The organism is Burkholderia sp. Ac-20345 (genome assembly GCF_017104825.1).
Classification (GTDB): Bacteria; Pseudomonadota; Gammaproteobacteria; order Burkholderiales; family Burkholderiaceae; genus Burkholderia; species Burkholderia lata_B.
Genome location: NZ_JAAGPO010000002.1, coordinates 1 through 23,678 on the forward strand (window position 1 = coordinate 1; position 23,678 = coordinate 23,678).

The window sequence follows — 23,678 nt, forward strand, 5'->3', positions numbered from 1 at the left end:
TGGTTTGCTCCTGAATGAAAAATAGGGGCAAACCGATCCCTTTGGGGAACGGAGCCCCAGAGGGAAAGACAAGATGCCGGCAGGCGGCAACACGAAGCACGGACGAGGAATCGACCGAGCAGGCTGGAAAACGGACCAGCTACCGATGGAAAGCGGTTACGAGTATAGCACTGGATTTCCTGGTGGGAATCATCCTGATCGGAAGTTGAAAATGCGGTGGGCCTACCGATCAGGATGCGCTGTCTATTGCGTACTGACGCTCGAGAGATCGTATGCCTTGGAAACCTCGTCCAGTGTCAGCGGGCACCGCGCGGCGACAGTGATCCGCGCTCCGCTATCTCGCTTGTGTGCTCGTCGATCTCGTCATTCCAAAGCTCGTACACGGCGTCCAATACCTCCGTCGCCTCTGGCTGATCGGCGACGTCTTCATCAATTTCGACCGCTACCGATTCGGACTTTTCACCGAATTGCATCCACCTCGTGACATCGAACGCGTACTTAAAGAACATAAGTACGACCGTCGCAAGCTGAAGGCTGAGATAGTTGTATCCGCCTTCGACCACTACGGCCTTGGCGTCGCACGTGATCAAGCAGCCCTTCCCTGGCGGCCCAACATAGATTCCAATCCGAAACACACCACATCCGCGGATATTCCTGGTTTCTCGGTCTACCAAAATCAGGCGGAGATCCTTGTATTGAATCACGGACGACAGACTCGCATCGCATTCGACCACTGGCGATGTCACCTCCGCCCGACACACCGTCTCCGCAAGGGCGGCCACGCTCGCGCCGCGCACGGCTCGAATCCGCGCAACGAATTCCGCGATCATCTCGGTCGCGTCCATGTCCTGCGGCAGGGTCTCGTAGCAGGCGAAGCATTCTCCCTTCCCGTAATCATTCGAGCCGTAGTCAACCCCAGGGGATTCGCAAGGGAAAAAGCGATCGTCGGCCGCAAATGCCTGAAGCCGCGGCGTGCCATGCGGCACGTCAATCAGTCGCTTGGGCCGACTCAGAATGAACTGATTGTCTGCACGAAGTGTCCAGGCCACCACGTCCTCGGCATAGGGTGCTTCGTCGCCAAGTAGCTCCTGCAGCTTTTCGACCTGGTGCTCGTAGAGCTCGTGCAACCGTTCAAAATCTTCTGCGTCAGGATCGAGTAGACTGAACAGGGGTGTAGGTGTTGCAAACTCGTTGACCGAGCTTTGCAACTCATGCCAATTCCGATACCCGAAGATCGTCGCTACCCATTCAAGCGCAGTCGCATATTGGAGGTTGGGGAAAGCGGCGGTGAGACTCTCGGCGACAAGCTTTGGTCGCTTCGTGTTGCGAAAGTAGGTACGCATGGACGGACTCCAGTAGGTTGAACGCCTGCGTTCCCACTTGGCCGGGCATTCTCTGGGGTCTGAGAAATCGGCGAAATTTTGCTGCACCGGGCCTGCTTGAGGCTTCACCATGACGTGGGAGGTAGGGACCGGTCTTCCCTATGCGGGACGAGTATATAGCACCTGACTTCGTGATGGGAATTTGAAATTATTGTGCCTACTCCGGTTGGGTGACCTGCAGTCGAGAAGCACCGACCTCTGGACGGCAGGCCAACCCAACAATCCTCCCTGCACCGTTTCTGGTTCGTGGTTCAACCTTCGTCCATCGACTCGGCTTTCACGGGTCCGGCGGTGATCGATGCACGGGCCACGCGAACCACTTCGGCAGCGTTCAGCGGGTCCGACGCGAACCACCCGTTGCATCCTGCCGCAGCGAAGATCTTGCGCACAGTGTCCTCGCTCGTCACCTCGGCTTGCGATGCCACTCGGGGCGTGGGCGAGAACAGCCAGCAGTTCCAGCCGCGTCCTTCCGAGTGTGCGAACGCCTCACGCACTTCCTTTTCGGATTCGTAGATGGCGAGACCTCGATCCGCGTCGTCGAACATGAGCAACCACCGCGGATCGCGGCGATCGCCGGGCTGGCAGTAAGGGCCGATGCCCGTGTTCGCAGGATCGTCCTGCCAGGCGAACATTTCGCGGCCGGTCACCGCTGCCTGTTCCGCTACGGCGGCACCGGCAAAGAGCGGCACGATTGCCCTCGCCGCGGTCTGCGCGCACCGGAGGATGTCACCGCCACGGCTCGCCGTGCGGATGGCGTTCTGCACCAGCGCAACGATGGAGGACTCGTCTGCCCGAAGTTCGACGATGGCGCATTCCCGGAGCTCGAACGAATCGGGCGCCCGATCGATCACGACGCCCTCACCGCCGGCGTTGGGCGTGCAGAGGTATCGCGCCGCGCGGCCGGCGTGCGCCGCGGCCACCAGATCGGAAACATCGGGGTAGAGGAAAGCCCGGGCCTCCGACGAGAGCGTCTCGTCGGGCTCGGCTTCCGTAGGCACAGCCGAAGCAGAGGCGAGCGCATATCCGCGTTGCAGTCCATATTCGAAGGCTTTGCGTTCTGCTCCAGTGATGGCTGCCCGCACTTCGTCCGCGTCATCCGTTACGGAAATCTGCGGCTCTCCATGCGTGGCGATGCGCCACATGGTGTGTTCGATATTCACACGCGCATCGTTCAGCGGCGCCTCGGCAGGGGTGGCTGATGCGACGAAAAGCACTTCGCCTTCGAAGCCGTGGTCGTGCGCATCGTTGATCGCTTTGTCGATCGTGGCTTGATCGTCGGTAATCCACGGCGTCCAGTCAAAACCCGGCACGCGAGTGCGAAAGCCGACCGGCACGGATCCCACTTTCACGCTGGCAGAGGCAAGCGCCGCTTCGATGCAGTTCCAGACGTCCTCGAACGTGTAGCTGTCGCCGGTGCGATATTGGCCGCAGGCCGTCGAAATGATTGCTTCGATTCGCGATTCGGGCAGTTGGGTCGTATTCATCGCGGGTCAATCCAGTTGAGTTGCGGCGGTTGTCTTGGCGGAAGGCGTCGTGACGCTTTCGTTCGAAGCGGCGTCAAGCGCATCCAGGCGGCGGCGCACTTCGGTTTTGAGCCTCACGATGGCCTGCCCTACGCTCAACCCAACGTGGAGATCCGTGCCTTCGTGCATGCCAAGCATCGGCTCAGCCCAGAACTCGCACGTCGTCAAACGGCCGACGTCCCGTCCGTCCAGGACGTGTCCGAGCAGTGCGCTGCGGAACGAGAAGCCCATTTCGAACGCTTCCCAGAGCGTGACCTTGCGCGCAGCACCAGCGGCTACCGGCAGCGCGGCCGCGCGATACAGGCTGATCGTTCGGTTGGGCGTCTCCACACCGACGTCGAACATGCTGTACAGCCCCGCGTCGAAGAGTCGGAGATTCTCGGCGCTCACGTAGATCGCCCGATTCTCCTCACCCCGCGCCGCCATCGTCGGGGCACCCGACACGCTACCGGCGGCCAGCTCACGACCTTCGCGCTCGACCACTTCGCGCCGCACGGCATCGAGCCCATGCAAGTAGTTGCTGATCTGCTGCAGGGTCGGCACTCCGCCGCGTGCGGCAGCCGCACCTTGCACGGCGTCCCAAGCGTCTCGAGCCACCTTCTCGTCGCTGATCTCGTCGGCGTACGTGCAGCGCCACTCGGCGAACGTCAGGGCCACGCTCTCACCGTCGTGCGCCGCATCCGGAGCCGGGAAACTCGCGTCTGCGCCCTTCAACGCGTGATAGGCAGCGTCCGAGCGCTTCAGCGCGATCGAAGCCACGGCGCCGGTATCGATGATGCGCGTGCGCCCGGCCACCGTATCGAAGTGCTTACCGGCGGCGTACCAGCGCAGCGCCGCCTCTGGCGTCCAGTCGTTCCGCTCGAGGTCGCGCTGGATCTCTTCGGGAATCGCCACCGAGCCGTCAAAGTCCGCGAGGCGAAGATTCGCCCAATGGGCAAGCCTGCGCGTGGGCTCGTCTTCCAGACGTCGCCCCATCGCGAGCTGCGTCAACTGCGTGCTGGTGACGCCACTTTCGTTGGTGACCTGCTTCCACTGCAGGTCTCGCTGCTCACGAACGGCGTTCAGCGCGACATAGAACCCCTTCGCGTCGAAAACCTGCGCGCCGCGGGCCGCCGGCGTGTTCGTCGACTGCGCCCAGCGCAGCGCCTCGTCGACCTGGACCGCGTTGAGCGGTTGCGACTCGCCCATGCCGAGCGCGAACCGAATGGCGCGTCCGATCGGGCTGCGGCGGTCCTGGTTGTGATAAAGCACCCAGACCAGCGCGGCGCGGCCCCAATCGGTGAACTCCGGTTCGGTGACAGGTTGCACGAGCAGGCCGGCGCATCGCTCGAGCACGCCTACCTCCTCCGCACCAAGCGTGAGCGGTTCCTGACTGTACGTTGCGCTCCGGATCCGTGCGACCAGCTCGCGCAGTGCCTGACCGTCGGCGCTCACCGTCTGCCCGCTGGCGTCGCGCATGGTGGCAGCGCCGGGGAGCGCCGCGAGAATCGCGTGGTACGTCGCCTGGATGGCGTTGGCGTCGCGCGCCTCACGAGCATTGCCGTATTCGATGACGCGCTGCGCGAGCTCGCTCAGCGAGATGGCCTCGTCGCGCTCGTCCGGAAGCTCCCGGAGCAGCATCTCGATGACATGCACACAGGCGCGGGCGCCGCTCGCATCGCCCGCCCACTCGCGCGCTTCGTATTCGTTGACCCTGTCGAGACAGACGTGCAGCGCCTCCCCGAGGCCTTTCGAGTGCGCGTCGATACGCGCGATCGCGACAGCCGCGGCGGCGGCGACCGGCTCAGCAAACAGGGGCTCGGTGCTGACGCCCTCCGGAGCATCCAGCAACGTCGCCTGCTCCCAGTCTTTCGAGCCGCCGGCCACCTCCGGCGTGACGTAGCCGACCGCCTCGCCTGGGAATTGCAACGACGCCTGTTCCAGTGCCGTGATCGCCTGCTGGATAACCGCCTTGTTCCCGATTGGGACACCCGTCCAGTCGAGTTGCTTCAATGCCTGCGCAATGTCGGTCGCGTTCATTTCATCGATTCGTGTTGACCCGGACCATCCGGGGTTACATGGACCACGATACCGGGGACGCCCCTCAAATCAAGACCTGCTCGCGCGCCACGGACGCGCCGGCGCCAACCGGAGAAGCTACCGCGCGCTCTCGATCGGCCGCGGCCCGCTGTTGCTGTGCCCGCGCGGCCGCAGCGATGATTTCGTGCGCGGCCCGGAAGTAGTCGCTCGGTGTGTCGAACGTGCGAAGGGCGATCGGCCCATCCTCGTTCCAGTCGGTGTAGTGCTCGATGACAGCGCACTGAAGCGCTTCCCATGCCGTGTGTTCTTCCCACTCGGGCTCGTAATAGCCGACAGACTCTCCGAGCATCACCGTCCCCTTCCACGGCTGCCAGGGCTCGCTCATCACGATCCAGTTACGCCCGTGCTTCGGCTGGTACTTGAATGAGCCGCGATCCCGTCTGCCATGAGGGACGCTCATCCGGTCCCAATGTTTGAAGTCGTGTCCGCCGACGTTGGTGAAGGACTTGCACGAGTCATCCGCCCGGAACTGCTCGCGCTCATCGCCAAGTAGCGGCAATAACGGCGCGGCGCGCTTCGACAGCTTCTTCAGGATGCGCAGGTTCAAGATTTGTCTCCCAATTCAAGCACGTTGGCGGCGAGTGTCGCGCCTGGCGCAGTGTCCGACTGGTTCCCGTTTATGGGGAAGTGGCTACCTTTCGTGCGGGTCGCACGTTCACGCTGCTTCCCGACCGGATTTCCGTGCTCATCGCCGTCGAACGTTATCGTGACTGGCCCGTGGCGCATGTCGCCCGTCATCCGACCGTTGAGGGCGCGCTTCTCGGCAGCGGTAAGGTTGCGCCACTTCGCGATCCAGAAGTCGCCCACCAGCAGACCGCGCGGCGCGGGGCCTTGCATCTCGCCAACGGAGATCCCGCGTTCGCGGCACCACTTCTCGGCAGCGTTGCTCGCCTCGAAATCGCCCGGCTGATCGAAAACGATGGTCACCATACAATCCTCTACGCATCATCCAGACTGCCGGCGGGCACCGCCGCGCGATCGCCGGACAGCGTCTCGCGACGGACCGATGAGGCGAACGCCAGCAAATCCGCATAGCTGATACCGCTGATGTCGCCACCGCGAGCCTGGATGAACTGGTCCACCAGCGGGCGCACGGCCGAGATCTCGGCCATGACATCGTTGAACGGACGCTCCAGCGGACCCTCCGACGACAATGCCTTCCCCGCTTCCTGTCGGGAGGCGGAAGGGGCGGGAGCAACGAGCGCGTATTCGATGTCGCTGTCACCCTGCTTGTCGGCGCACCACGAAACTTCGTGGAGGCCTGCGAATTCGAATTCACCGGGCGGCAGATCGCCGACGTTCAGATATATGCGCTGCGGCGCATTCTTGATGTTCGTATCCATCGACCTCTTCTCAGTGAGCATTGCCGCAAGTGGCGGCGATTCCGCCACCCCAAGTTGGAAGCTCACGATACCCGTTGTGCCAGGCAAATCAAGGTAACCGCGCGAGCCGTACAGGTGGCCTGATTTACCGTGTTCGAATCTGCATCCAATATACTTCCTATCAGGAAATTACGTGCAAAGTGTACCTGCCGCTGGGCGTCGAAAAAATAAAAGCCCGCTGCTCCCAAGGGGCGCAGCGGGCATGGTTTAAGGTTAGATGCTACCAGTTGGCCGAATCGTCAACTTTGCGGTCGAGAAGCCAGCCGTTGATTGGTTTCGACGATGAAGTCCGCCTCCTCCGCGGTCAGTCCATAGTCGCTCGGGACGGCGGAATCAGCCATACCAACGTCGAAGTACGGCTCGGTAATGAAGACGCCGTCGCACGTGATACCGACCTGGGGATAGCTGTTGTCCGTCATTTCGACTTCGAGCCGGCCGCGTAGCGAAACAGGAATACTGGCCGCCGGAAGATTCAGCTCGTCGAGATCTCGATCAGAAAGCTTCTGGACCGATTCGTCGTGATTGTTCATAGACCTGCTCCTAAAAAATTGCGAAGCAGGCTCCCAACGGGAATCTGCCCCGCTGGGTTGGATGTGCATTGACGTGCGATTGAATCGCGGGATATCCCGCTGGCTGGCTGTCGGCCCAGCTACCGTCGAAGTGAGACTCCAATATACCCCAAGATCCTACCAGGAATCTATCCGCGATTGACGGCGAGCTCGCCGCGAGGCGGCGCGACTATCGGTTACTTTCAGCCTCGCGGAAGCTCTCGTGGCGGCACGCCAGGCCCGTTGCCGAGGGCTGGTCCTCGGATCGATCCGGAATGGTCTTCAAGCGTTTTCCGTGATACTGCCAGTAGTCCGTGTTGGACAACGCCCTGGACACATGGACGACGCATCGCTCGTCGACCGACATGAGGTTGAGATCGAAAAGCGTGTGGATGTCGGTGCGCAACAGCAGGCCGTTGCGGGTCGAGTAGTCCGTCATGAGCGAGTGCGGCACGATGTGCGCGGCCTCGAGCAGTTCCACCACGCGGGCGCCGGTGACCGCGCAGCACTTCCGGTACGCGTCGAGCAATTGCCTGCGGAACCGCTGCTGCCCGCGCCGCGTCTTGATCGCGCGATTCTGGACCTCGTCGTAGGTGGCGTCCTCGTCGTACTCGATGTCGCCGTCAGCGGCGCCGCCCGAATCCTCCGGTTCCACCTCTCTCACGACAAGGCAGTCACCCGTACGGCTATCGTAAGCGTGGACGTACCACTCCGCGACGTCGAGATGCCGTCGTGCGACCGACGAGGCACCCTTTCCCAGCTCGTCAACCCGGCGGCGATTGCCTTCGCAGAGGATGACACGCGCCGCCAGCCCCCTCCGGAACGACTCGTGAATTGCATCTTCGAGGGCTTTGGCCCGCGCCGCTTGATCGTGCGCGCGCAAGCGCATTGAAGCGTCGGACGCATCGTCTCTCGCGATCGCCAACAGGGCATCGAGCGTTTCCCGCACATTGCCATCGAAGACGATCCGACCGAGTGGATCGGCCGTCAGGTTCTCGTACCAGAAGCACATGGCGAACCCCTCGCTCACCGAGCCAAAGCACCATTCGTAGCAGAACCTCGGGTTGGACCTGTAATTTTCGACAGGGTCGCCATGCGAGGTGCGGTGCCACTCATCCACCGAAAAACCCGCATCCTGCAACAGGTCGTAGAGGAGCCCCTTGGTTTGCGGCTTCAGGCCCTCCAGGTCGGACGTCATCGCATCGGCGCGGCGGAAGGAGACATGCCGGCCAGTGAGGTCGAGACGGACCTGGCGCCAACCCGCGCCGCGCCATAGCCGGCCCGGATGTCCGTCTTTCACCCCGGAATTTGACCAGTATGGTCGGAACCGACTGGCGGTCGCAGGCAGGGAAAAGCCGAGGATCCGTTCAATCTCCTCGAAGGAGAACGTGACCTCGTTCCCGTCCAGATTTCGGAGGTAGTCTGCGAGGGGGGCGTATTTGGACATGGTCTTGCTCGCACGTTGGAAGCGACGGGGACCGCAGTCGACGCCCAGACAGACTGCCCAGGCGGGTTCACGCATATCCCTGCAGGCGCAGAGCGTAGCACGACACGACCGGCGAGTTCCCTTCCCTGCAGGAACCCGTCCAGCACCTTCAACGATTCACGAGCACCGCGCGTAGCGGTTCTTCGCGACGTCCGGCAGGGCGTCCCTTCCAACTATCGCTTCAGCGAGGTCAGCCGCCCTGTTCCAGCCAATCCCCATCTGCCGCTGGATATGCGCCACGCACACCCCATCGAACGCGATGATCTGTCTTGCCTGCGATATCTCGTTCGCCGTCAGCGGTACGAGCGCTGCCCTTTCGAGAATGCCCATGTTTTCTGCCCTCCTCGCATCAATTGGCGCTTGCCGGCCGCCGGCGCCGCGCCCGCTACGACGCAAGACGGCGACCGGCCGGTAGCTGGACACTTCCGCGTGACGCGGTTTCCCGATCAGATGACGACGGTCGGCACGCCGCGGGCCGCCGGCGGGATCCGGGCATGTTCCGTCATGGTGTATTCGGTCCCCCCGACGATCGTCATCTTCGTGATGCCGTAGGCCGCGCCGCCGACTTGGACATCGACGGTTTCCACACCGCCCAGCACTCCGTCGAGATGGTTCACGAGGGTCGATGCTCCATCATCCGGCAGCGATCCGACAGCGTCATCGCCCTTGCTCCGACCGGAGACGGTATAACTGCCTGCCTTCACCTGGATCCAGATGGACGAGTACATACCGAAGATCAACTGATCGATTGGCGTCTGATTGACGAGATTTGCGAGCGCGGCGGCTTGAGGCATAGGTTCTCCTGGTGGTTTGGGGACTACAAAGCGACGACTGGTTACCGAAATTACGCGTGTCTGGTCGCCGAGGGGTTAGCCCGTATCCGGGTTTTGGGGTTGCCGATTCATTTTCAAACTGCACTTGCGATGGCTGCTGCGTCCGTAATGATCAGCGCTGCACCCAGGGGCTCCGCGCCATCGTGAAGGCGGGCATCCAGGTCAGCGTCCGGGAACACCGTCCCAGCGAGCTCGGCGCGAACGCGCATGAGCATCCGCCCGAGGTAGTTCTGGCCACGTCCATTGACGATGCCCCACCGACGACCGGCGTCGTCGTCGATTCGGCCGGCCTCGACAATCTGGGCGTCGCCTGTTGCAAGCAGCAACTCGCGCAGATCGGCATGCTGTACGAACTTCGCACGCAGACAGGCAAGCATCCACGGGTAACGCAGCCGCGACCAGCCCGGACGGGTATGGAAGCCAAGCAGCGCGTCGGCCGTCCGCCCCATGATCTCGGTAGGATCGGCATCGTTCGAAGGCACGACGTGGGCGGCGAGCGCCACGAGCGACGGAGCCGGCGCTGACATCAACCAGGCGCGCACGCGCGGATCACGTGGCTTGAGTGACTGGTAAGCGTGCTCAACGGTCGGGAACCGCAAGTCGTTGATCTCGATCTCGCGCCGAAAGAGGTTGCTGAACGCGCCGTAAGGCTTTTCATTGGCCCGGTAAAATTCGATCGTCTGTTTCATCTCGTCCATAACGCAGTCGTTTCCCTAGTCGAATGAATGCAGCAGTTCAGCCTGGTACTTCCGCTCAACTCCTTCGGCAATTTCGATGACTTCCACCTCGCGCACGTCGTGAAGGTCGCGCGATAGACTGGCGTGGATATAGCAGTTGAAGACGAGACGAATGCCGAGGCTTCCACGCGCGAATCCCAAAAGGAAGGGGTAGCCGCCATCGTTCACCGCGAGGAATGCATCAATGCGGATATCGGGCATCTTGTCGGCGTGCTTGAGGGTGACGAAGAAGCCCGCCTCCCTCAATAACAGCACATGCGTATAGCCTCGCTCGATGGCAAGGAGCATCTCCGCATAGCTCGTCGGGATTGGCCGACCATCTGGGCTTCGGGCTTCGTTCACAGAATTGCTCCGATGCTTTAAATGCTTCTGACCTTGGATTCCAGCACGCCGAACTCCTTCACCACCACGGCGGCTACGTATTGCCTAGCTTCTGCTTCGGAAGCTGTCAGGTACCCGTTCCTCGAAACTCGTCGGATTCGTCGTCTCGCAGCCAGCGCCGACCTTTACCCCAGACGTCCTCGGGCGGGATCTCACCCGCTCGCATGACGAATTCCGCAGGATCGAAGCGCCTACACGACCTGATACCCGACTGGATCAGATCGAACAGATCCATCGGCGCACCGATCGTGCGCAACGCGCGGACCGTGTTCGTGTTCGAGTCAACCAGCATGACGAGCACGACATTGCTGTCCGGCTTTTCTTCTGCCCACGCCTGCATCACGTCGACATGGGCCGCAATCGGCGCTGCCAGCGGCCAGACCCTCTCTCCACCCGTACGCAGCACGAGCATCAGGATGCCGACCGGCAGATCGGGGGTCTGCAGCAGCGCGAGGCCGTGAGGAATGCCCTGCACGCCGGCGATATCCTCGTCCGAGACATCCGGCAACTGGAGCACCATCGTCAGCACACCACTGACGATCGTCGCGGCCAGAGCCATTTCACCCGGGCCGGGCGATTCGAGCGGAGAGGCATCACCTACCGCGATTGTCATTGCGCGCACGTTCATATTTTCACTTGCCGTCATCACTCATTTTTTCCTTCCTCTTCGTTCGCCAGCTTCAACAGCACGCTCGCGTGGCAGCAATCGTCCTCGTATGGCTGCATTGGCTTCGGGCACCAACACCCGAGATTCTTCCCGCGAAGCTCGGCGCGGGCGGCAGCGACAAGCCGCTCACTTGGTTCGCTTCAGCTGCACGCGCTCAGGCATACGATTCCCCCTAACCGTCAGTAACCGAGCAAATCGCGAGCCGCACGCGTCGTCGCAGGAATCACGTCATGCTCGACATAGATCCGGCCGCTGGCTTCGACCGCAGTCGTCGCCACGGTCAGCGTGCCGTCGCCGTTGAAAAGCGTCGGTTCAGGTCGATCGTGCTCGTTGATCCATTCGATCAGGCGGGCGACGCGGACGGCTGTCTGGTAGGCGGCGTATCGCTCAATGTCGTCCGCGAGCCGGGCTTCCTGCACACAGCGTACGCAGTAGGCTCGCCCCAGCGAGATCGCATAGGCAAAGTCTCCGCCCAGCTTCTCGCGGGCTTCCGGTTCTGGCATGTCGTCAAGCCAGAAGATTCGGTCGTCTGAAATCATGTCAATCCTTCGGACGCCGCCCTAAGTTCGGCACCCACACATCGAATTTCCCCGGCTACCTGCTCTCCAGCGCCGGCGAAGCCGCAGCCGACGCGTTCTCTTCGGGCCAGATTTCGCCGCGGCACCAGTCGATCCTGCAGCACCGAAGATCACCCATCATTTTCTCGATCATCGCCCCGTAGAACTGCTCGACCTTGTAGCGCGTCTCGAGCGAGGACGGACCCATGAAGTCGATGGCTTGGTGACCCTTGATCGGCGCGAGCAGCAAATCTTCGGCCGCGTTGTGCCTGCCGGGCAACTCGAAGCGCGGTTCCATCAGCGCTTGCGTGTACGCGGTCAGAAGGACCTTCAGCACGTCGACGTAGCGCATCTCCGGGTGATAGATCGCACCAAGCACGTTGTCGCGAATTCCCTGCCACGTCGGATCGCAGTTTTCCCGCTTGATATAGAGGAAAAGCGCCTTCAGCGTCTCGTTCATCGGGTTCCCCGCGCCGGCGCGAATTTCGCAGCGAGCTTCTTAAGTACCCCCCAGAAGCCCTTGAGATCGTCGGTCGCGGAAGATGATGAGACCGGCCCGCAAAAGGCCGATTCCAATGCGGTAAGAATGAGCGTGCCCAGCATCACGATCATCCAGAAGTTGTCTGACTGAAGGATCAGCACGAACTGGCGCAGCAGATCCTTGTCCGCATTGACGGCCTGCAACCCAAGCAAGAACGCAATCCCGACGGCATAGAAGAAGTTTTTGACGATGATCATGGGGCACTCCGTTTTGATAAGAGCCTTTGACTAACCAGTTGAGAGCTGGCTGCGATTACTTGACCTTCTTGCCCGCTGCGATCAGTGCCTTCCGTTCGGTCGCCTGTCGGCGAAACCACTCCGCCCGCCCCGTGTCGACGTCAGGATCGAACTTCGGGTCATTCAGAATCGGCAAGTAAGAGCCGTCGGGGTTCTTCATGTGGAATTTGGGTTCCATATTTTCCTTCAATCTCTGCGATGTCCGAGGCACGCACCATCGGCATCCTGTTGATCACAGTTGTCACCCGTGAATACCGTCTTGCCAGCCGCCTTCTTGAGCACCAGCATTTCCCGCAACTCGACACCTGTTCCTGGCGATAGTGTTTCTGCCAGTTCGGCGTCTGACATCGCCAGCAATTTGGCGATCGGGATATGGATGTGATACGTCGTTGACGCCATGCCAGTTTTCTCCTAATTCCCCATCCGACGAATGCTCGGGACGGGATATCCGTGTCAGCGTACGTCCTCGACGTATCTCGGCGCAGAATCTGCTGGTTGGTACCTCCATGCCTCGACAACCGCAGACAATCGCTCTACCGCCAGTTCCTTATCCCGACCGCACATGAGTTCATAGATCGCGAGCATCTTCCCCAACCAATTGGCGTGCCCATGATTGCCACACGGTTGCTGGACAACCCTTGTCAGTTGGTCAGCCCGCTCACGAGACAACGTGTGCAGACTCCATGCAAACTCGAGCATCTGCCCCAAGGACATCGTGTCGCGGTTGGAAATTTCGCCGCCCAGAGCTTTGACTTGACGGATTTCGTAGTCGTACAGCGGAACCTCATAGGCGCCGGCGCGGTCGGCCACCTGTCTTCGAAGTCTGGAGGCAATCGTGTCCAGCACGTGGCCATCGTGTGTGTGGTGATAGTTCCGGTCGATGTCAGCGCGGATGGCCTCAAGGCTCGTTGAAACTGCCCCGGCGAGCGTGAAGTAGTCGGAACTCAACTGCTTCAACTCCCCGACAACGCGTTCCGCTGCCTCTCGTTCTTTGAGCTGGCAGTTGGCCGTGAACCGCCTGTCCGACCGGTACATACGGATCGTAGCCACCAATGCAAGGCAGAGCAGCGCATTGGTAGTGATCGAAATCCAAAGGCAGTACATCATTCCCATTTTTCCCTGTGTCAGCCTGCAGAACCCACGACGTGCGGCGCCATCGCCTCGCGCAGCCCTTCGCGATGCAGCGATGCGTCGCTCATCAGCGCGTCGTAGCCCGGAAACCCTTCCGCATCGGAATACAGATCGACCGTGGTGCTGAAGGGATGGGTTGCGCGGTGCCGGAAGCCGTAGAAGGCCACCATGACCGACGCGATGCCGAGGTTCGAGATCAGGACCGAGCTGCCGAACCAGTCCCAGGCCTTGAACCAGAGGTACAGCGCAACTCGCTTGCCATCGACCTCGCCCGTCGGATGCTCGACGTACACATCCTGATTGCCGATGTCGTAGTGATGGGTGATCCGGTAGATCTTGGCACCTTCGGCCTTCAGATCGCCCTCGACCTCCGCGGCCATCGCACCGAAATGCTCGTGCTCCTCGCTCGACATCGCATCGCCGACCGCGCCGCCGCGACCGTGCAGCGCGTCCGCCTTCCCATCGTTGTAGGCCATCAGCAGCATGCTCTCCAGTAACCCGAAATTGCGAAGGGTCCTGGGATCGTCCACCGACAACCGGGCGCTCACGGTGAACGTGTCCGCACCGATGATGGCGAAGGCCTTTTCCGCCAGGCTCAGCGTCAGCGCGCTGTGATCCGGCATCGCGGACTTGCCCTGCGCAACGCTCCCGGCAAAGATAGCGCCGGCGAGCGAATGCTCTTTGACAACCAAGCTTTCGTTCTGCACGGGAAACCTGCAAACCCTTTCCAACATCACCCTTCTCCTATTCCAGGCCGGAAATCCCCGGCGATCTGATGCCGTCCTCATAGAACGGTCGTGCGGCCCCCGAGTAGTAGTCGATCTTGCCGCACAGCCGGCATTTCACGCGGTGCAGGTCGATATCGTCCATGGTTGAGAACTCAACGCACTCGACGTCGACAACCTCGTTTCCATCCGGGTCAATCGACCGGTTCTCGGCGGGCCGCTGCTCGGTGTGTGGGCACGTGTCCTGGTCTCGCGTCAACATCCTGCTCTCTCCCATCTGGCCGATCGTGTCTGCCCAACCAGTTCCTGCATCAGCGCGTAGGTCTTCGGCGCCTGCTTGCCCGCTGCCGTCTCCTCGGCAAAGCGCGCCGCCAGCTCCTCCCATCTGGAAACGAGTCGCGACCATTCGGGGGAAACCTCGGCCATCTTCTGCAACTGGTCCTGCGCGCCGGTCGCCTCGAGGAACAACAAGCAGCGCCGCAGATCGTCCGGATCGTGGGGGTACTCCGTTCCGGCATCCGCCGGCACGCCGTAGATGGCCTTGCACATCGCGTTCGACGACTTGCCGCGCTCGCCCTTGCGCAGCCACATGGCGACAGCAATCAGACTGAGGTCTGTCGCAGCGAGGTAGTCAGCGTGGCGCTTTGCCGAAACCGGGAGATCCATCTGACGCAGTTCGTCTAGCGCGGTCGGCTCGCCGATGACGAACGTCGCACCGATGAGGTCTGCAATATCTGTCGCCATCAGCGCCTTCTTGCTGAAACCGTGGGTCAGCATCGCGAATGAGGACAGCGGCACGGACCCATAGACGATCCGGCACCCGCAGATCGTCTTGATCGTGAATCCTTCATCGCCGACCCCATCGATCCCGCCCAACTGCATCCTGAATTCATCACTCATCTCAGCACCCCTGGTGTCCTCTGCCCATCGGTCAGGCCCGGCAAAGCTTCACCGTACCGGAACGTCGCTGCGTTTCAAGGCTCCGGCTGGCCTCACTCCTCGCTCCGGTACTGAACGTGCCGCCACGGCTGGCCGCGTGCGATATCGGCCAGGAGTACGTCGAGCTTCTCCACCAACAGGTCGTCGAGAGCCCCGAAAAACGCGGCTTCCCCGTACTGGTAGTCGTAGGTCACGCTGTTCACGTCCGGAATCAGGAAGTGCCACCGGATACGAACGAGATCACCGCGTTTCAGGCTCCAGAGAATCTGTTCCGGATACGGCAGACCAAGGGCATACCAGTCCTTCTCTTCGATCAGCTTCTCAATATCGAGGTGGCGGATCTGCTCGCCGGCCGCGCGGCGCTCCTCCTCACGCTTCTTGACGCCATCGTTCCATGCGTCCTCGAGCTCATCTCCATCGCGCAGCAGGTTCGGGATCGGCTCGCTGGCATACAGGTAGCCCGCGCGTGCGGCGAGCCGATATGCTTCGGCGTGGTGCTGGTTGAACGCGTCGCTGCCGATCTCGCCCGCGACGACGCGCAGCAGCATCAGCGCGTACTCGCACCGCGCGTTCAGCGCCAGCGAGAAGAGGCTTTCGTCCCCTTTCCGTTCGGGATTTTCCAGTGGCCGGGCCATGTCCTCTCCGGAGCGCGCGGCGAGCCGCGTTTACAGATCGACGCCAGTGTTGCCGTTGACCGCCTGGGCGATCAGCCGCGCGAGAAGCAGCGCATCCGTCGCGTCGGTGACCCCCACGTCCACGCTGACCGTGCCGAGCTCGGCACTCGGGAGCGACGGTGCCTCCGCGATATGGAACGTCACGGCGAAAACGTTGTTCTCGCCGTCCGACCAGTCGAATCCGAGCAATTCGCCACTGCCGTACCGATACGGCATCATCGAGACTTTCCGTGGCCCTGAAGGCAAGCTGGCTTCGATTGCCTTGCGAATGTCCTCGACAAAACGCTTCGCCTCGGAACTGGGGACCGGATTGTTATCCGGGCCCGCTTCGATCAGAACCTCGCTCTGGACTTCCATGTTCATCCCCGCTTCGCGCGTTATGCGCCAAGATGGCAGGGTATGGAGAGCTCGACTCGACAGCAATCCCGAATGAGCGTCCATTCGGGCATGTTTCGCTCAATTGCGCAAGCCGATGTGCCGTTGCGACGTCGCCGGCGCCGAGATTGTCGCGGCCGTCATGTGCCCGCTGTTATGTCGGGGTCAGAGCAAGGTGCTGAGCTTGCTGTGGCAGGCAATTTCAGGTACAAAACCGGCAAGGGAGCTCCGACCCCGGCCGCCCACACTGGCAAATCTCCGTTGAGTGATCGGCTGACTAAGAGCAGACCGTAGTGCCCTCGACAGTTCTTTTTTGCAACCCGGTTAAGTGGGCTCGCTGGATTGAGACGAAAAGGAACTCTCATGCGCATGCACTTTCGCACGCTGACGCGTCCCAAGCATCTCGCGGAACACCTTTCAGTCGTATTCCCCGCCTTGTCGCACATGCAGACACAGGAGTGGGCCTCGCAAATCCTCGGATACCGTAACTGGCACGAACTATCCAAATCCGTGGGTCCCACTGTCGAAGAGACATCTGACCACATCGTCTCTGTCGAATCGATGACGTCAGGTAATTGGTCTGACGAAGACCGCGCCTTCTTCAAGCGCGGCTTGGATCAACGCGAAGTACTCGAGCGTCTCATCGGCGAGCCGATGCCCGGTATGGATACTCTGTTTCTCCATGTGGACCCGAACTTTACTGACGTGCGTTTCAAGAAGTTAGGGAAGACGGGAAAGGGAAGTCCTTGCTTCAGAGGCTTTGAGTATGACCTCTTCCAGTTTGAGGGGGAGACACCCGGCGCCGGCGGCGGTTGCCGCCACAACGGTAGCATGATGGGCGATAGCATCGACATCTATCTGGGGTTGCCACTCGGTGTCGATGAGGACGACTTGATTTCCCGGCTTACTCAGCGAATGCGCACAGCCAAGGTTCCATTCCGCGGCTACGACGCTGACCTGGAGATCACTTTGCGCGGAAGCCATTTCGGAATCACGCAATTCGACATTGAGCCCTACGATGATTACGAGCCCGACAAGGAGATTTTCCTAGCGTCTCAGACAAGATCGTATCGGTTCTTTCTGCTGGAAAACGAGTCGCCTATCGGAGCTGCAGTCCTCAAGATTTGGGCACTTGCTTCGTCTGACTCAAACGACATCAGCGTCGAAGTTACTGTCGACGAAGCCTGGACCGCGCTCGAAACTCAGGAGGTTTTTGACGCTCTCGTCATGTCGCTGGCTGGCACCGTGTGCGAACCCCTTCGAAGGTTGATGTGGTTTCGCGTTCTCAACCCGGGCGTGAGTATCGAAGTCGACTTTCTTTCTGAGAGCGAGAGCCAATTGACGTGGGCGTTGGTGCGTGAACTGGAAAGTGTGGTCCCTGGGTCCCTACTTGCCGACGAAGCCGAAATGTCAGAAGCGGGGTTGGCGGGCCTGAAGTTCCGCGGCACGATCGCGCCTTGAGAAAATTCATAGCTCATCCGGGGACGTTTCGTGCGCGTCTCCGGCATCGGGGTGCGGTCAGGCCGGCACGTTCGCATCGACTTACGCCGCAGGAGCGTCGTTGTCAGCGACAGGTACCCGCGCGACTCAATTTAGCCTTGTTGCAAGCGCTCATCACGGTGCTTTACTGCAGCATTACGGATCTGCGGACATTGGACACCGACGATCAGGCTGGTTCCCCCCAGTCATAAAGCGAGGCAGAATTACAGTCCCATTGAGCTTCGCCGTCGACCGGAGGTTCCGCCTGCGCTCCACACTGGATAAACGTCCAGCATCCAGTTGATGGCGAACGCGGGGAGTTCCACACAAACGCTTTGCCGCCGTTAGCAACCGACGAACTCGCTGAGATCTCCGGCCGGAATCCTAGGTCCATCGTGCGTCTGTTATGGGAATCTCCAGCTTCTTGAGATATTCCGCCGATCGAAGCAATTCCTTTACCATCTCGTTGTTTTTGAACTGCTCTTTGAAACATCGTGACAACCGAAATCCAGAATCTCCAGGCACAACTGCGCGATTTGAATATACGTCTCGCAGACATCAAGAAGGATGAGAGGCAGGCCTATTTGGCAACCGTGCGAGAGCATGTTGCGCTATATGGCATCACGGAAGAGGAACTGCTGCATGCGGCGGGCTTCCGGAAGGCGCGCAAGCAGCAGGCGCCAGCGCAATACTATGATCCGTCCACGGGAAAGTCGTGGTCCGGCCGTGGCCCACGCCCCAAATGGCTCGAGGGCAAGGCGCTTGACGACTACTTGGTCGACCGAGCCCCGAAGCCGTGGTGGCCCGGCGACGGTGCATAGAACTTAGCGCGGGGATAGCCATCACCATCTTCCCGGCAGGATATCAGGCGATTCCGAGAATTTAGACGTCATTTCTTCGTCTCGTCGTCCGCACGCACCTGCCGTTTTGGTGCCTGCGGAACGAGCTTGGCCGGCATCTCGTCTTTCGTCCCCTGTCCGTTTTGGATTTTCCAGTGGCTAGAGTCAGTCCTATCCCGAGCGCACGGCGCGAATGTCGCTCTCGTCTGCGTCTCGTCCATTATCATCGGGTGAACCCAGCAGACCGGAGGTTGCCGTGTGCTACTCGGCTCAGATTGAGGCGGATTACCGGAAGTACGTGAGGGAGTTCGGTGCGGACATGGACATCGACGAGTTCACCCGCCTGTTCTTTGAGCGCGTCCAGGGCAGCAAGGCACTGGTGCCGAAAGGTGTCGAGGACGCGTTCGCCCATCCGGCGACGGACGAGGAGCGTCAGGCAAAGACGTTCATCGACGAATTTCGTGCGCAGCAGGTGACGAAGCTCGAGCAGGCCATCTTCAAGCAGCGCGAGCGGCTGGCCAAGGCAGAGCGCGTGCTGCAGACCAAGGTGACCAAGGCCGCTACCGAAGACAAGCGCATCGCGACCAACAAGATTGACTGGTCGCTGCGCCAGCTCGAGGACCTTCGACGCACCACGCCGAAGGACCGCGATTCGCGCATCTTCCGCAGCCACTACGCGCCGGTGATGGTGATGGAGAACGGCCGGCGCGTCATCAAGCCGATGCGGTATCTCTGCCGCATTGCGGGCAAGCCGGCCAATTACGATGTGCGCTTCCCGGGGACATATAACTCGCGGCTCGACAACCTCGAGGGCTTCTGGAAGCCGCTCTTTGGCCACACGCACGGCATACTGATCGTGGACAAGTTCTTCGAGAACGTGAAGCGTCACAATCTGGAGCACCGGGAGCTCGCCGAGGGCGAAGAGGAAGAAAACGTGGTGCTGGAATTCGCGCCGACCCCGCAACACCGGATGCTTGTCGCCTGCCTGTGGTCGCACTGGTCGAACGGCAAAGATCCTGACCTACTCTCCTTCGCCGCCATCACCGACGAGCCCCCACCCGAGGTGGCGGCCGCCGGCCACAACCGATGCATCATCCCGATCAAGCCCGAGAACGTCGACGCCTGGCTCAACCCTGATCCGGCGAACCTCGCGGCCCAGTACGCAATTCTTGAAGATCGCGACCGACCCTATTACGAGCACCGACTCGCCGCCTGAACCCGTCCCTGGCATCGCATTCGAATCTGCCTACGCAGCGCGGGTAGAATCCGTTCAGGCGCGCGTGCGCCGCCTTTTCGACGGGATGATGATGGCGGTAATTGTTCGAGAAGTGGTGGACGGCTGGCTGATCGCAATGAACGATGAGGTCGGCAAACGGGCGGCGCCGGGCGCGGCCTTTCGCATGGGGCGCATGTCGACGGATGGACGTCATCCCGTCGTTGAAACCCTCCAGCCTGGCTGGAGTTCCGGCACCCAGTATTTCACGCCGTTCAAGGACGAGGGGGAGGTTCGCAAGTTCCTGTTGGGACTTGGATTCACAGAGCTGCCTCGCTGGACACCGGGCACGCCGCCACTCTGGTTCGACAAGCCACGCTGATCGCGCGGCGGCCAGGCGCACGCACCCTTCACGACCGCAGCAGCCCGGCTACCCGCTTCGGGAACCTCAAGCCTGATCGGCTGGCATCGGCAGCGCCCATATCGGAGAGTATCGTGACGAACCTACCTCTTTCAGACTTGCCTCAAGCCGACGGCACCGACCCGGCGTCGGTATTCACCGCGGCGCTGGGCGTGCTGTTCAAGACGCACCCGAACCCCGCCCTCCTCCTTGTCGAGTGGGAGAAGATCGCCTCGCAGATGCCGCTCATGGTCCTCAAAAACGGGGCGCAGGACGTCTCGCATAACGCGAACGTCGTCATCGCGCAGGGACTTCTGCATATCGCACGCGTGGCCGCTGACGACGCTCCGGGCGGCGCGTGACCGACAGCCGGGCGACGTGCTCACGCGGGCTCGCCGTCCGTCCGCCCGGTTGTACCGGACCCCGTCGGCGCCTGTGGGTAGTGCTCGCTGATATAGGCGCTTGCTTCCTCGGTCGTCTCGAATGTCGCGAGGATCCGCATCTTCTCGTCGGGCCGCTGCGGCATCAACGCGAGGCACGGCTTCAGATCCAGCAACAACGTCGGCCGCTCGCGATACTTGAGCCATTCCGCCAGCTTTTCGGCCGCCAGAGCACAGGCCTTGTCGTAATCCTCGGCGACACCGAGGAACGAGGATCGGTCCCACGCGCCGCCATGCAGGCATCGGACTTCAATGCTTCCGTCAGATCGCGTCACGCCGAAAGGATGGTCCCACCAGGCGTCCAGTTCCTCTTTGGTTCGATCCTCGTTTCGTGTGTCGTCGAAGCCGCGCGGGAGCTTCGGATCGAGCGGGATTCGGGCGGGCATGGACGCTCCTCGGAAGGGTTGGAACGCCTATTGTGCCAGATGAGCGCGAGCGGCTAAGGACGCAGGGGTGACAGCAACCCGTCGATCGCTTCCAAGAGGCTACGGTTTTGCAGTGTCGAATCCGATCCGGAGGAGCTTCTGTACGTCAGTATCGAACATTGCGTACTCAGCCGAGGCAACCTGTTCGAGCACTTCGAAACCAACGGCGAGATCCCGGTACGGCTTCTTATAAATGAGCTTCCAGCCAGCCGAGGACCAAACGAAAACCTCTCCGACACTCGTCTTTGGATCACCAGTCAACGTGACCTCGGCTTTCAACTTGATACTCCTAAGCTTAAGTGATTCGCCTGTTGGGTATTGGATGGAAACAATGGTGACGCACTGTACGCCTCCATCGGCACGATCCCGATCGACGCTCGCCGCGATGACTGTCTTGCTCACAAATTCATACCGAGACATGATGTTTTCTCACCGGGCTTAGTCGCGTTCGACATCATCTTCCGAGGGAAAATCGGGCCAAAGCTGTCCTGCCACCTGCAAACAGGTGCTTCCAGCAATCCGCATGATCGGAGCCAGACTACCGTAAGTCAGTCGCTACAGAAAGACTCGCCAGCTATGTCAGGCGCCGTCGGGCCTATCGATTTCTTGAGAAGCGCCGAACCGGCTCGATGATGCGCCTCCCATCCAGGAAGCCCCGGCGTGCTCGCTTGATTTGCATAAATCCCAACCCAAAGCCGACGATTCCGCATCCGACCGCCATCGCGATCGCGGACATCGTCGCCAAGAATCCAAGCTTCCAGAGGACGGCGTACACGATCGCGACGAAGGTCCACCAACCAGCGAACGCAGTCATCTGCAGACGACACCACTCGGGCGATCCCTTTACTCTGCCGAACGTGACAGCACGCTTCAATCTCCCGATGCGATCGTCAAGATATTCCAGGTGGTCCATCCCCTTGACCCGAGCAATGATGTCGTGCCGAAAGACCCAAAGTGGAGTGCCTACAATTACCAGAAAGACAAACCAAGTTTTCATCCTGTTTTTCCATGCGTTCACTTCTTGCCGACGACACCGGAAATAATCGTTCCCGCGATATTCCCGACAACCTTCCCGGCGTCTTTAACCGCCGATAAAGCCTGTTCTTCCATGTGGAGTTGACGCGTCATCGCGCTGACCTCACCTCGCACCAGCTCACGGCTCATCGCACGCACTTTCTTTGCGTAGCTCTCAGTGAAGATCGACTTCGACCAGTCCCAACTAATGGCTCCTGGCTGCGACTTCCAGGGAGATTTTTTCGGCGTCAACTCGCCGTTGTACGCATCGACGGCCGCGCCAACAAGAACCTCAAGACCGAGAACGCCAGGTCCAAGCGCGATCTTTTCGCCGGTTGTGAGACCTCGGCTATCTGCGTGAAACGCGCCGTCAATCTCGGCCTGCGTCGGCGGATCGTTGAAGATGCTGAAATCGCTCATAGCTTGTTCTTTTCTGTTCTCAGATGTCAGTTAGCGCGCTTCCAATTCATGTCCTGGACGCACACGAGCAGTTTGCCATCAGCGGACATCTTGGGGGCTTGACCGGTCGCACAAAGCCGCCCCTCTGCCGGCTCGGAGAATCTGTAAAGCACGCCGCCTCCAATCAGAAATACACCGCAGACGTACCAAACCCAAGCTTGCTTTGGGCGTGCCCGCGTCTTTCCACCGATGAGTAGGCACACGCCCATGATGCCCAACGACACCGCTGCCACCGTCGTGATATCCATTTATCCCTCCGATTTCCGGTCACTTGCCACAGACAGCCGCGTCCGCCTTCCAGCGACGCGGCGGCTCCATGTCGGACTTCGGCGTGTACGGACGCACGAACACTTTGCATTTCGTGTCCGCAACCGTGACCGGTACGCTGTACCCGCCTTGACCAGCGACCGGTTCACCTGTCTTCATGGTTGCGTCTCGCGCGGCCCATTCAGCCGCGCTCTTGATGTCATACCGATCTGCAGGATTCAGGGTCTGCGCGCCGACAGACGTAGCGATGGCGCAAGCCGCAATGAGAGTCGAGGCAATGAAAATCTTCATGGTCTGATTGTTTTTCCTCCCGGCTACTGGCCGGTCCAGGGCACTCACGCACCGATTGTTTTCCTAGTCGGCGATGCAGCGGGCGTGCGTCGCATCTTCCAGCGAGCAGGCAGCCGCCGCGTCAACCCCGTGCCAGCTCAGCCACGGCTTGCCGTCGCGTTGGTAAAAATAGAGGCTACCCTGCAATTGCCAGTCGGTTGGCAAGAGCGAAGCTCGGTCGGCGCGCAGGTCGCTCACGTCCCGAGGCAGCATTCCGCGTCGCATCTGGTATTCAAGCGCAGCGTGAGCGACAACCCCAAGCGAGATCACTTCCTCATGTCGAGGATCTGAAAGAGGAATCACGGCGTTGGCCGCGATCGCCTTTAGCACCAGCACTCCTGCTAACGCCGCTGTCCCTATCGAGATTCGCATCGTCTGTTTTCCGATCACACGGTTTTGGCAACATCACTCGGCTCCATGCCGACCAGCGTGCCTGCCTGCGCGACGGAAACCTTGCCGCCCGGATGCCCGCATTCCCCCGTCTTTGCCAGTTCAGCGGGCGCTGTTTTGCCATTGCTGATCGATCCGATCACAAGGGTATGACCCACATCGCCCGAGTGAAAGTTGAACTTGAATGGCCGCTTTTGCTTCGTCATTGAGACTGCTCCCATGTTGT

General features: G+C 60.8%; 37 protein-coding genes. 5 read left to right on the forward strand and 32 right to left on the reverse strand.

The window, feature by feature from the left end:
* Positions 1–296 precede the first annotated feature (296 nt).
* From G3O06_RS01050 to G3O06_RS01170, 24 genes are all read right to left on the reverse strand, one after another.
* The gene (locus G3O06_RS01050) at positions 297–1,343 is read right to left on the reverse strand and encodes a hypothetical protein (protein WP_205814594.1); all 1,047 of its coding nucleotides are present in this window, start codon (positions 1,341–1,343) and stop codon (positions 297–299) included.
* Positions 1,344–1,633: 290 nt separating this feature from the next.
* The gene (locus G3O06_RS01055) at positions 1,634–2,866 is read right to left on the reverse strand and encodes a hypothetical protein (RefSeq protein ID WP_205814595.1); all 1,233 of its coding nucleotides are present in this window, start codon (positions 2,864–2,866) and stop codon (positions 1,634–1,636) included.
* 6 nt (positions 2,867–2,872) lie between these two features.
* Positions 2,873–4,924 carry a hypothetical protein gene (locus tag G3O06_RS01060; RefSeq protein WP_205814596.1) on the reverse strand — a complete coding sequence of 684 codons (2,052 nt, stop codon included), beginning with the start codon at positions 4,922–4,924 and terminating at the stop codon, positions 2,873–2,875.
* 64 nt (positions 4,925–4,988) lie between these two features.
* Positions 4,989–5,531 carry a hypothetical protein gene (locus G3O06_RS01065; RefSeq protein ID WP_205814597.1) on the reverse strand — a complete coding sequence of 181 codons (543 nt, stop codon included), beginning with the start codon at positions 5,529–5,531 and terminating at the stop codon, positions 4,989–4,991.
* On the reverse strand, positions 5,528–5,914 hold the full coding sequence (locus G3O06_RS01070) for a hypothetical protein (RefSeq protein ID WP_205814598.1): 387 nt from the start codon (positions 5,912–5,914) through the stop codon (positions 5,528–5,530). The genes G3O06_RS01065 and G3O06_RS01070 overlap by 4 nt, the downstream gene beginning before the upstream one ends.
* Before the next feature lie 8 nt (positions 5,915–5,922).
* Positions 5,923–6,327, reverse strand: coding sequence for a hypothetical protein (locus tag G3O06_RS01075; protein ID WP_205814599.1), 405 nt, complete (start codon positions 6,325–6,327; stop codon positions 5,923–5,925).
* A gap of 278 nt (positions 6,328–6,605) precedes the next feature.
* Entirely contained in the window at positions 6,606–6,896 is a 291-nt protein-coding gene (locus G3O06_RS01080) for a hypothetical protein (protein WP_205814600.1), read from the reverse strand.
* A gap of 208 nt (positions 6,897–7,104) precedes the next feature.
* Entirely contained in the window at positions 7,105–8,361 is a 1,257-nt protein-coding gene (locus tag G3O06_RS48830) for an HNH endonuclease signature motif containing protein (protein WP_241019436.1), read from the reverse strand.
* 156 nt (positions 8,362–8,517) lie between these two features.
* Complete coding sequence (locus G3O06_RS01090; protein ID WP_176000154.1) at positions 8,518–8,730, reverse strand: hypothetical protein; 213 nt, start codon at positions 8,728–8,730, stop codon at positions 8,518–8,520.
* A 116-nt stretch (positions 8,731–8,846) separates the two neighbouring features.
* Entirely contained in the window at positions 8,847–9,194 is a 348-nt protein-coding gene (locus G3O06_RS01095) for a hypothetical protein (protein WP_205814601.1), read from the reverse strand.
* A gap of 113 nt (positions 9,195–9,307) precedes the next feature.
* Positions 9,308–9,931 carry an NADAR family protein gene (locus G3O06_RS01100; protein ID WP_241019437.1) on the reverse strand — a complete coding sequence of 208 codons (624 nt, stop codon included), beginning with the start codon at positions 9,929–9,931 and terminating at the stop codon, positions 9,308–9,310.
* Positions 9,932–9,946: 15 nt separating this feature from the next.
* On the reverse strand, positions 9,947–10,312 hold the full coding sequence (locus tag G3O06_RS01105; RefSeq protein WP_205814602.1) for a hypothetical protein: 366 nt from the start codon (positions 10,310–10,312) through the stop codon (positions 9,947–9,949).
* Between the two features lie 106 nt (positions 10,313–10,418).
* Positions 10,419–10,997: a hypothetical protein gene (locus G3O06_RS01110; RefSeq protein ID WP_205814603.1), complete on the reverse strand. Its 579-nt coding sequence runs from the start codon at positions 10,995–10,997 to the stop codon at positions 10,419–10,421.
* Positions 10,998–11,197: 200 nt separating this feature from the next.
* Positions 11,198–11,557, reverse strand: coding sequence for a hypothetical protein (locus tag G3O06_RS01120; protein WP_205814604.1), 360 nt, complete (start codon positions 11,555–11,557; stop codon positions 11,198–11,200).
* A gap of 55 nt (positions 11,558–11,612) precedes the next feature.
* Positions 11,613–12,035, reverse strand: a complete 423-nt coding sequence (locus tag G3O06_RS01125) for a hypothetical protein (protein WP_205814605.1) — start codon at positions 12,033–12,035, stop codon at positions 11,613–11,615.
* Positions 12,032–12,313 (reverse strand): hypothetical protein, encoded by a 282-nt coding sequence (locus tag G3O06_RS01130; protein ID WP_205814606.1) that lies wholly within the window; start codon positions 12,311–12,313, stop codon positions 12,032–12,034. Before G3O06_RS01130 ends, G3O06_RS01125 begins: the two co-directional genes overlap by 4 nt.
* Before the next feature lie 55 nt (positions 12,314–12,368).
* On the reverse strand, positions 12,369–12,512 hold the full coding sequence (locus tag G3O06_RS01135; RefSeq protein WP_205814607.1) for a hypothetical protein: 144 nt from the start codon (positions 12,510–12,512) through the stop codon (positions 12,369–12,371).
* A 26-nt stretch (positions 12,513–12,538) separates the two neighbouring features.
* Positions 12,539–12,751, reverse strand: coding sequence for a hypothetical protein (locus G3O06_RS01140; protein WP_205814608.1), 213 nt, complete (start codon positions 12,749–12,751; stop codon positions 12,539–12,541).
* Positions 12,752–12,805: 54 nt separating this feature from the next.
* Positions 12,806–13,459 carry a hypothetical protein gene (locus G3O06_RS01145; protein ID WP_205814609.1) on the reverse strand — a complete coding sequence of 218 codons (654 nt, stop codon included), beginning with the start codon at positions 13,457–13,459 and terminating at the stop codon, positions 12,806–12,808.
* Between the two features lie 17 nt (positions 13,460–13,476).
* Positions 13,477–14,217, reverse strand: coding sequence for a hypothetical protein (locus G3O06_RS01150; protein ID WP_205814610.1), 741 nt, complete (start codon positions 14,215–14,217; stop codon positions 13,477–13,479).
* A gap of 10 nt (positions 14,218–14,227) precedes the next feature.
* Entirely contained in the window at positions 14,228–14,470 is a 243-nt protein-coding gene (locus G3O06_RS01155; RefSeq protein WP_205814611.1) for a hypothetical protein, read from the reverse strand.
* The gene (locus G3O06_RS01160; RefSeq protein ID WP_205814612.1) at positions 14,464–15,108 is read right to left on the reverse strand and encodes a hypothetical protein; all 645 of its coding nucleotides are present in this window, start codon (positions 15,106–15,108) and stop codon (positions 14,464–14,466) included. The genes G3O06_RS01155 and G3O06_RS01160 overlap by 7 nt, the downstream gene beginning before the upstream one ends.
* 92 nt (positions 15,109–15,200) lie before the next feature.
* On the reverse strand, positions 15,201–15,782 hold the full coding sequence (locus G3O06_RS01165; protein WP_205814613.1) for a hypothetical protein: 582 nt from the start codon (positions 15,780–15,782) through the stop codon (positions 15,201–15,203).
* 30 nt (positions 15,783–15,812) lie between these two features.
* Entirely contained in the window at positions 15,813–16,178 is a 366-nt protein-coding gene (locus tag G3O06_RS01170) for a hypothetical protein (RefSeq protein WP_205814614.1), read from the reverse strand.
* A gap of 381 nt (positions 16,179–16,559) precedes the next feature.
* Here G3O06_RS01170 and G3O06_RS01175 point away from each other — a divergent pair, with 381 nt between their 5' ends.
* From G3O06_RS01175 to G3O06_RS01195, 5 genes are all read left to right on the forward strand, one after another.
* Positions 16,560–17,657: a hypothetical protein gene (locus tag G3O06_RS01175; RefSeq protein WP_205814615.1), complete on the forward strand. Its 1,098-nt coding sequence runs from the start codon at positions 16,560–16,562 to the stop codon at positions 17,655–17,657.
* 512 nt (positions 17,658–18,169) lie between these two features.
* Positions 18,170–18,496 carry an H-NS histone family protein gene (locus G3O06_RS01180; RefSeq protein ID WP_205814616.1) on the forward strand — a complete coding sequence of 109 codons (327 nt, stop codon included), beginning with the start codon at positions 18,170–18,172 and terminating at the stop codon, positions 18,494–18,496.
* 274 nt (positions 18,497–18,770) lie between these two features.
* Positions 18,771–19,730 (forward strand): SOS response-associated peptidase family protein, encoded by a 960-nt coding sequence (locus G3O06_RS01185; RefSeq protein WP_205814617.1) that lies wholly within the window; start codon positions 18,771–18,773, stop codon positions 19,728–19,730.
* Positions 19,684–20,109 carry a hypothetical protein gene (locus tag G3O06_RS01190; protein ID WP_241019439.1) on the forward strand — a complete coding sequence of 142 codons (426 nt, stop codon included), beginning with the start codon at positions 19,684–19,686 and terminating at the stop codon, positions 20,107–20,109. The genes G3O06_RS01185 and G3O06_RS01190 overlap by 47 nt, the downstream gene beginning before the upstream one ends.
* A 113-nt stretch (positions 20,110–20,222) precedes the next feature.
* On the forward strand, positions 20,223–20,489 hold the full coding sequence (locus G3O06_RS01195) for a hypothetical protein (RefSeq protein WP_205814618.1): 267 nt from the start codon (positions 20,223–20,225) through the stop codon (positions 20,487–20,489).
* A gap of 20 nt (positions 20,490–20,509) precedes the next feature.
* On the opposite strand, the gene G3O06_RS01200 is transcribed toward G3O06_RS01195, so the two are convergent.
* The 8 genes from G3O06_RS01200 to G3O06_RS01235 form a co-directional block, all read right to left on the reverse strand.
* Positions 20,510–20,953 carry a hypothetical protein gene (locus G3O06_RS01200; protein ID WP_205814619.1) on the reverse strand — a complete coding sequence of 148 codons (444 nt, stop codon included), beginning with the start codon at positions 20,951–20,953 and terminating at the stop codon, positions 20,510–20,512.
* A gap of 99 nt (positions 20,954–21,052) precedes the next feature.
* The gene (locus G3O06_RS01205) at positions 21,053–21,412 is read right to left on the reverse strand and encodes a hypothetical protein (protein ID WP_205814620.1); all 360 of its coding nucleotides are present in this window, start codon (positions 21,410–21,412) and stop codon (positions 21,053–21,055) included.
* Positions 21,413–21,587: 175 nt separating this feature from the next.
* Positions 21,588–21,989, reverse strand: a complete 402-nt coding sequence (locus tag G3O06_RS01210) for a hypothetical protein (protein WP_205814621.1) — start codon at positions 21,987–21,989, stop codon at positions 21,588–21,590.
* A 17-nt stretch (positions 21,990–22,006) separates the two neighbouring features.
* Positions 22,007–22,426 (reverse strand): hypothetical protein, encoded by a 420-nt coding sequence (locus G3O06_RS01215; RefSeq protein WP_205814622.1) that lies wholly within the window; start codon positions 22,424–22,426, stop codon positions 22,007–22,009.
* Between the two features lie 26 nt (positions 22,427–22,452).
* Positions 22,453–22,713 carry a hypothetical protein gene (locus G3O06_RS01220; RefSeq protein ID WP_205814623.1) on the reverse strand — a complete coding sequence of 87 codons (261 nt, stop codon included), beginning with the start codon at positions 22,711–22,713 and terminating at the stop codon, positions 22,453–22,455.
* Between the two features lie 19 nt (positions 22,714–22,732).
* A complete protein-coding gene (locus G3O06_RS01225) occupies positions 22,733–23,023 on the reverse strand; it encodes a hypothetical protein (protein ID WP_205814624.1) in 291 nt (96 codons plus the stop codon).
* Positions 23,024–23,086: 63 nt separating this feature from the next.
* Positions 23,087–23,392 (reverse strand): hypothetical protein, encoded by a 306-nt coding sequence (locus G3O06_RS01230; protein WP_205814625.1) that lies wholly within the window; start codon positions 23,390–23,392, stop codon positions 23,087–23,089.
* A gap of 56 nt (positions 23,393–23,448) precedes the next feature.
* Positions 23,449–23,658, reverse strand: a complete 210-nt coding sequence (locus G3O06_RS01235) for a hypothetical protein (RefSeq protein WP_205814626.1) — start codon at positions 23,656–23,658, stop codon at positions 23,449–23,451.
* Positions 23,659–23,678: the final 20 nt, after the last annotated feature.

What these genes read in the sequence shown, in the direction of transcription:
- G3O06_RS01050 (WP_205814594.1), bottom strand. Translation starts at nt 1,343, where the DNA reads ATGCGTACCTACTTTCGCAACACGAAGCGACCAAAGCTTGTCGCCGAG.
- G3O06_RS01055 (WP_205814595.1), bottom strand. Translation starts at nt 2,866, where the DNA reads ATGAATACGACCCAACTGCCCGAATCGCGAATCGAAGCAATCATTTCG.
- G3O06_RS01060 (WP_205814596.1), bottom strand. Translation starts at nt 4,924, where the DNA reads ATGAACGCGACCGACATTGCGCAGGCATTGAAGCAACTCGACTGGACG.
- G3O06_RS01070 (WP_205814598.1), bottom strand. Translation starts at nt 5,914, where the DNA reads ATGGTGACCATCGTTTTCGATCAGCCGGGCGATTTCGAGGCGAGCAAC.
- G3O06_RS01075 (WP_205814599.1), bottom strand. Translation starts at nt 6,327, where the DNA reads ATGGATACGAACATCAAGAATGCGCCGCAGCGCATATATCTGAACGTC.
- G3O06_RS01080 (WP_205814600.1), bottom strand. Translation starts at nt 6,896, where the DNA reads ATGAACAATCACGACGAATCGGTCCAGAAGCTTTCTGATCGAGATCTC.
- G3O06_RS48830 (WP_241019436.1), bottom strand. Translation starts at nt 8,361, where the DNA reads ATGTCCAAATACGCCCCCCTCGCAGACTACCTCCGAAATCTGGACGGG.
- G3O06_RS01090 (WP_176000154.1), bottom strand. Translation starts at nt 8,730, where the DNA reads ATGGGCATTCTCGAAAGGGCAGCGCTCGTACCGCTGACGGCGAACGAG.
- G3O06_RS01095 (WP_205814601.1), bottom strand. Translation starts at nt 9,194, where the DNA reads ATGCCTCAAGCCGCCGCGCTCGCAAATCTCGTCAATCAGACGCCAATC.
- G3O06_RS01100 (WP_241019437.1), bottom strand. Translation starts at nt 9,931, where the DNA reads ATGGACGAGATGAAACAGACGATCGAATTTTACCGGGCCAATGAAAAG.
- G3O06_RS01110 (WP_205814603.1), bottom strand. Translation starts at nt 10,997, where the DNA reads ATGACGGCAAGTGAAAATATGAACGTGCGCGCAATGACAATCGCGGTA.
- G3O06_RS01120 (WP_205814604.1), bottom strand. Translation starts at nt 11,557, where the DNA reads ATGATTTCAGACGACCGAATCTTCTGGCTTGACGACATGCCAGAACCG.
- G3O06_RS01125 (WP_205814605.1), bottom strand. Translation starts at nt 12,035, where the DNA reads ATGAACGAGACGCTGAAGGCGCTTTTCCTCTATATCAAGCGGGAAAAC.
- G3O06_RS01130 (WP_205814606.1), bottom strand. Translation starts at nt 12,313, where the DNA reads ATGATCATCGTCAAAAACTTCTTCTATGCCGTCGGGATTGCGTTCTTG.
- G3O06_RS01135 (WP_205814607.1), bottom strand. Translation starts at nt 12,512, where the DNA reads ATGAAGAACCCCGACGGCTCTTACTTGCCGATTCTGAATGACCCGAAG.
- G3O06_RS01140 (WP_205814608.1), bottom strand. Translation starts at nt 12,751, where the DNA reads ATGGCGTCAACGACGTATCACATCCATATCCCGATCGCCAAATTGCTG.
- G3O06_RS01145 (WP_205814609.1), bottom strand. Translation starts at nt 13,459, where the DNA reads ATGATGTACTGCCTTTGGATTTCGATCACTACCAATGCGCTGCTCTGC.
- G3O06_RS01150 (WP_205814610.1), bottom strand. Translation starts at nt 14,217, where the DNA reads ATGTTGGAAAGGGTTTGCAGGTTTCCCGTGCAGAACGAAAGCTTGGTT.
- G3O06_RS01155 (WP_205814611.1), bottom strand. Translation starts at nt 14,470, where the DNA reads ATGTTGACGCGAGACCAGGACACGTGCCCACACACCGAGCAGCGGCCC.
- G3O06_RS01160 (WP_205814612.1), bottom strand. Translation starts at nt 15,108, where the DNA reads ATGAGTGATGAATTCAGGATGCAGTTGGGCGGGATCGATGGGGTCGGC.
- G3O06_RS01165 (WP_205814613.1), bottom strand. Translation starts at nt 15,782, where the DNA reads ATGGCCCGGCCACTGGAAAATCCCGAACGGAAAGGGGACGAAAGCCTC.
- G3O06_RS01170 (WP_205814614.1), bottom strand. Translation starts at nt 16,178, where the DNA reads ATGGAAGTCCAGAGCGAGGTTCTGATCGAAGCGGGCCCGGATAACAAT.
- G3O06_RS01175 (WP_205814615.1), top strand. Translation starts at nt 16,560, where the DNA reads ATGCGCATGCACTTTCGCACGCTGACGCGTCCCAAGCATCTCGCGGAA.
- G3O06_RS01200 (WP_205814619.1), bottom strand. Translation starts at nt 20,953, where the DNA reads ATGCCCGCCCGAATCCCGCTCGATCCGAAGCTCCCGCGCGGCTTCGAC.
- G3O06_RS01205 (WP_205814620.1), bottom strand. Translation starts at nt 21,412, where the DNA reads ATGTCTCGGTATGAATTTGTGAGCAAGACAGTCATCGCGGCGAGCGTC.
- G3O06_RS01210 (WP_205814621.1), bottom strand. Translation starts at nt 21,989, where the DNA reads ATGAAAACTTGGTTTGTCTTTCTGGTAATTGTAGGCACTCCACTTTGG.
- G3O06_RS01215 (WP_205814622.1), bottom strand. Translation starts at nt 22,426, where the DNA reads ATGAGCGATTTCAGCATCTTCAACGATCCGCCGACGCAGGCCGAGATT.
- G3O06_RS01220 (WP_205814623.1), bottom strand. Translation starts at nt 22,713, where the DNA reads ATGGATATCACGACGGTGGCAGCGGTGTCGTTGGGCATCATGGGCGTG.
- G3O06_RS01225 (WP_205814624.1), bottom strand. Translation starts at nt 23,023, where the DNA reads ATGAAGATTTTCATTGCCTCGACTCTCATTGCGGCTTGCGCCATCGCT.
- G3O06_RS01235 (WP_205814626.1), bottom strand. Translation starts at nt 23,658, where the DNA reads ATGACGAAGCAAAAGCGGCCATTCAAGTTCAACTTTCACTCGGGCGAT.